Origin of the sequence: Microbacterium sp. B24 (assembly GCF_000333415.1) — a bacterium.
GTDB lineage: Bacteria > Actinomycetota > Actinomycetes > Actinomycetales > Microbacteriaceae > Microbacterium.
The window spans coordinates 1-3,640 of sequence record NZ_BADB01000011.1; the positions used below are offsets into that span (position 1 = coordinate 1).

The window sequence follows — 3,640 nt, forward strand, 5'->3', positions numbered from 1 at the left end:
GCGCCCCTTGAGTCGATCCAGGCGAAGGCGTAGGCGAGCAGCGAGCCCTCCGCCAGCGCGAAGAACACGACCGGGATCGTGATCGCGAGCGAGTTGAGGAACGACTGGCCCAGAGTCAGCGCGGTGCCGCCCGAGGTCAGCGCCTTCTGGTAGTTCTCCAGCGTGAACGACGGGTCGGTGAACACCGTCCACCAACCGGTGCTCTGCACGTCCGAGCCGGGGCGCAGCGAGGTGACGAACAGGCCGAAGGTCGGGATGGTCCAGAAGATCGCGATGACCAGCGCCGCGATCGTCGCCCCCTTGGAGGTCAGGCGCTTACGCGCCATGGCCTCGTGCTTGCGCGTGTCGCGGGAGACCTGTCGAGCCGAGCGGGTGTCGGTGACGGGCTCGATGATGTCGACTCCGGTGCTCATCGGATCTCCCTCTGCTTGCGGATCTGGATGATGTTGAACACGATCAGCGGCGTCACGAAGATGAACAGCACGACGGCCAGCGCCGCCGCGTGCCCGTAGCTCTGGAAGCGCTGCTGCTGGTTGACCATCTCGAAGGCGAGCACGGAGGTGTTCGCGCGTCCGCCGGTCATGACGGCGACGATGTCGTAGATCTTCAGCGACGCGATGGCGACGGTGGTCACCACGACGACGATCGACGAGCGGATGCCGGGGACGGTCACGTTCCTGAACCGCTCCCACGCGTTCGCGCCGTCCAGCTCCGCGGCCTCGACCTGCTCCGGCGGAACCGCCTTGATCGCGGCGGAGAGGATGACCATCGCAAGTCCCGTCTGGCTCCAGATGAAGACGACCATCAGCAGCAGGCTGTTCACGAGCGGCGTGACGCTGAGCCAGGCGACGGGGTCGCCCCCGAACGCCGTGATGATGGCGTTGAGCAGACCCAGCTGGTCGCCCTGACGGTAGTCGTACATGAACTTCCAGATGATGCCCGCGCCGACGAACGAGATCGCGAAGGGCATGAAGATCAGCACTTTCAAGAACCGCTCGCCCGCGGCGCGATCGATGAACACGGCGTAGGCGAGACCCACGATGGTGGCGATCGTCGGGCAGATGAGCACCCAGATGACGGTGTTGATGACCGACCAGGTGCCCTCGGGCTGCGTGAAGACCCACACGTAGTTGTCGAAGCCCACGAACTCGGCACCCGTCTTGTCGAAGAACGACTGCACGAACGTCGCGAAGAACGGGTAGATGAGACCGATCAACAGCAGCACCGCAGCCGGGGCGGCGAAGAGCACGAGCTGGAACAGATAGCCGGCGCCCTTGCGTGCGCGGTAGTCGAGCACGAACAACGCGGCACCGGAGACGAGCGCGATGCCGAGCACGTAGATGAACGCGTTCGCGTACGGGCGCAGCAGCAGCAGGGCCAGGACCGGGATCGCGAAGCAGGCGACGAGGCGGATCCAGAAGTAGACCCGCCCGGGACGGGGCGCGTACTCGATCAGCAGGAGCAGCACACCGACCACGGCGGCGAAGGCGACGAGGATGATGGGGATCTGCACGATCGGGCCCATCACGCCGAGCCACTGGAAGAACGCGGTGAGCGAGACTCCGGGGATGACGATCTTCGCCGGGTCCTCCACGGGAGTGCTCAGCAGGAGCAGCACCACCAGAGCCAGCAGGATGACGAGCGCACCGGTGGCGATACCGGCGGTGACGCGGGGTGAGAAGGCGCGGCGCGGACCGGGATCAGGCGCCAGCCTGTCCGTCTTGTCTCGCGCGGGCGCGGTGATGGGTGCGGACATCGATGAGCCTCCGTGTGCTTCGGTGGACGCGGAATGGGAGCGAGACGGGGCGCGGGCGCCACGGGCGGGATGCCGAGGTACGGCATCCCGCCCGCGGTGTCACGCGGCTGGTGTGACTAGTTGTTGTAGCCGGCCTGGATGTCGCTGAGGACCGTGGCCTGGTCCTTGCCGTCGATCCAGTCGACCATGCCCTTCCAGAACGAGCCGGAGCCGACCGTGGCGGGCATGAGGTCCGAGGCGTCGAAGCGGACCGTGGTGTTCGGGTCCTGCAGCAGCTTCATCGCCTCGGTCAGGAACTCGCTCGAGGCCTTGCTCGGGTCCGCCTTGAGGTTGGCCGAGATCGCGCCGCCCTCGCTGACTCGCGCGTTGGCGAAGTCGGCGCTCGACATGAACTCGAGCACCTTCTGCGTCGCCTCGTTGTCCGAGAAGCCCGCGACGAACTCGCCGCCGACCTCGATCGTGGCCGCGCCCTCCTTGTAGCCCGGGAGCACGAAGGCGTAGACATCGCCGTCGGGTGCGACCTTGGGAGCCTGACCCGACGCCGTCTTCACCGTGAGGAAGTTGGCCGTCAGGAACGACGCCTGGTGGGTCATCGGGCACGAACCGTCGGCGACCTTCGCCGCGACGTCACCGAATGCCGTGCTGTTGATGCTCTTGACATCGCCGAAGCCGGCGTTGACGTACGACGGGTTCAGCAGGATGTCGCCCACCGCGGTGAAGGCGTCGGCGATCGGCTTGTCGGTGAACTTCACCGAGCCGTCGACCCACTGGTCGTAGACGTCGGGGCCGGACTGGCGCAGGACGAGGTCCTCGATCCAGTCGGTGCCCGGCCAGCCGGAGGCGCCGCCCGACTCGAAGCCGGCGCACCAGGGCGCGGCCCCCGTCTTCTCCTGGATCGTCTTGGTCAGCGTGAGCAGCTCGTCCCACGTCTTCGGAACCTCGACGCCCCATTCCTTGAACTTCGCCGGGGAGTACCAGACGTAGCCCTTGATGTTGGCGAGCATCGGCGCGGAGTAGAACGTGCCGTCGATCGTGCCGTACTTCTTCCAGTCCGGCGACCAGTTGGCGTTGACGTTGTCCTCCACCGCCTGCGGCGCCTTCTTGACGTCGCCCGTGCCGACCAGGGTCTTCAGCAGACCCGGCTGCGGCACGATCGCGATGTCGGGCGCGTCGCCACCGGTGACCTTGGTGACGATGTTCGCCTCGAAGCTCTTGTCACCGGTGTACTGCACGGTGATCCCGCTCGTCTTGCTCCAGTCGTCGAAGACCTTCTGGAGGGCGTCGGCCTCGGAGCCGGTGATACCGCCGGAGATGCGAACCGTCCCCCCGGCCGCCCCCGTCCCGCTGGCGCTGCCGCCGCTGCTGCCGCCCTCGGCGCAGCCCGCGAGTGCGAACGCCGCCACGCCCATGACAGCCAGAGGCGCAATCCAGCGCCGCCGTGACATCCCCATGTGATTCCTCCTCATTGAGTGCTCGGATGATTCCTGGTGCACACGGCTCCGTTCCGGAACCGATTCCAGGCCAAGCTATTGGACCCGCTCCCACGACACAACCCGACGATTGTCACAACCCGATAACAACCACTACCACGCGGCATCCCGCGACACGAAGATGAGAGCAACCGGTTCCATACTGAGCCGTGAGAAAGTCAGCGAACAGCGCTCGAGGAGGAGCACCGATGGCCGGCATCGCCGAAGTCGCCGCCCACGCCGGCGTATCGAAAGCGACGGCCAGCCGCGCTCTCAGCGGCGCCGGGTACGTGTCGGAAGCGACCAAGTCGCGCGTCCAGGCAGCCGCCGCAGAACTGGGATACGTGCCGTCGGCGGGTGCGGTGGGCCTTGCGACGGGGCGTACCAGAACATCGGTGTCGTCATGCCGTACGTC

At 66.6% G+C, this 3,640-nt stretch carries 2 protein-coding genes and 2 pseudogenes; 1 reads left to right on the forward strand and 3 read right to left on the reverse strand.

The window, feature by feature from the left end; all coding sequences use genetic code 11:
* From I5I_RS00170 to I5I_RS00180, 3 genes and pseudogenes are all read right to left on the reverse strand, one after another.
* Window positions 1-413 (reverse strand): annotated as a pseudogene (locus I5I_RS00170) (carbohydrate ABC transporter permease); the annotation flags it as partial.
* Complete coding sequence (locus I5I_RS00175) at window positions 410-1,756, reverse strand: carbohydrate ABC transporter permease (protein ID WP_036314781.1); 1,347 nt, start codon at window positions 1,754-1,756, stop codon at window positions 410-412. The gene I5I_RS00175 and the pseudogene I5I_RS00170, both read right to left, overlap by 4 nt.
* A 116-nt stretch (window positions 1,757-1,872) precedes the next feature.
* Window positions 1,873-3,207: an ABC transporter substrate-binding protein gene (locus I5I_RS00180; protein WP_036314783.1), complete on the reverse strand. Its 1,335-nt coding sequence runs from the start codon at window positions 3,205-3,207 to the stop codon at window positions 1,873-1,875.
* A 227-nt stretch (window positions 3,208-3,434) separates the two neighbouring features.
* Here I5I_RS00180 and I5I_RS16175 point away from each other — a divergent pair.
* Window positions 3,435-3,640 (forward strand): annotated as a pseudogene (locus I5I_RS16175) (LacI family DNA-binding transcriptional regulator); the annotation flags it as partial.